The 1,189-nt window shown below is 65.9% G+C and carries 1 pseudogene; it reads right to left on the bottom strand.

Annotation, left to right across the window (positions count from 1 at the left end):
• Positions 1-760 precede the first annotated feature (760 nt).
• Positions 761-1,189: pseudogene (locus tag AC0VY3_RS37890) on the bottom strand (ATP/GTP-binding protein); the annotation flags it as partial.

Below are 1,189 nucleotides of genomic sequence, written 5' to 3'. Positions count from 1 at the left end.
ACAGCGTCCCGGTCCCACCAGGCCTGAGAAGCGGAAGTCATCGCCGGGCCGTCCCGCCACGCCCGAGCGGAACAATCTTCCGATGCGCGATCGATGTGCGAGTGCATGAGGGTGCCAAGGCGCGTTCCGATGTGCGATCGCAGTACTGTGCCCTCCAGAGGTGCCGTCTGTGCGCAGGGAGAACGAGCTGTTCAGCGCCGTCGACGTGCTGGTGGAACAAGTCGAGCAGAATGATCTTCCGGCTCCTGCGGAGCACAAGAAGCTGCGGGAGGAAATTCCTTCGCACGCGGGAAAGGGGCTCCACCGAGTCCCTGGCCGAACGGCCGGACTTCTCCCGCAAGACGGTGCAGCGCTACCTCTCGGGCGCCTCCACCACGCCCAACGAGCGCCCCCCAGGTCGTCCGCCTCGCTCGCCGGCACGCCCTGCGGCTCCAGATGCGCGAACACCTTCAACCGGGCGTTCAGGCCCGCCGTCTGATACTGCGCCAGCCGGCGCACAGAATCGCCGCTCAGCACGGATCGAGTCCGCAGTAACGCTGGGTGGGGGGTGTTGGTGTTCTGGGTCGTTGGTGGCCTGGGGTGTTGTGGGTTCGTTGAGAGGCGGAGTTGGTGGTTCGGTGGGGGTGGCCGGGGTGTGTGGGCTGGGGTTATGTGTTCTGTGTTGAGCGGGGCTGGGTCTGTTGTAGTTGGTTCTAGCGTGTAAAGGCCCGATTGGTGTTTGTGCTGGTCAGTGCCTTTTGCGCCTGTCTGATGGGCGGGGCTAGCGGCTTCGGGCGCGAGTGTGGGGGCGGTGGTGGGTTTCGGCGAGGTGGTCGAGGCGGATGGTGTCGAGGGTGGTTTTGGTGATGCGTTCGGTGCCGTCATGGATGGCGGTGATGGCGGCTTGGCGGATGAGCCTCGTGAGGGATCCGATGCGGCCTGCGGTGCGCTGGTGGAGGTATTGGGTGTGGCGGGGGAGGGTGCCGGGTTTGTGCTGCTGGAGGTCGAGGGCGTTCTCGATATCGGTGATGACTTCGCGGAAGGGCTCACGCTTGCCGTGGCGGGCGGGGAGGGGGCCGCAGTCGACGAGGGTGGCGCGTCCGGCGAGTTGGGCGCCTCTCACGCCGGTGAAGAGGGGGTGTCGGTGACGTTGATGCCGGCGTAGACGAATGTCGCGGGAAGGCGTTCGCTGAGGTCTTTCAAGAGGTCG

This window comes from Streptomyces sp. iso_384 (genome assembly GCF_056172905.1).
This window is presented reverse-complemented; position numbering and strand designations above follow the sequence as displayed.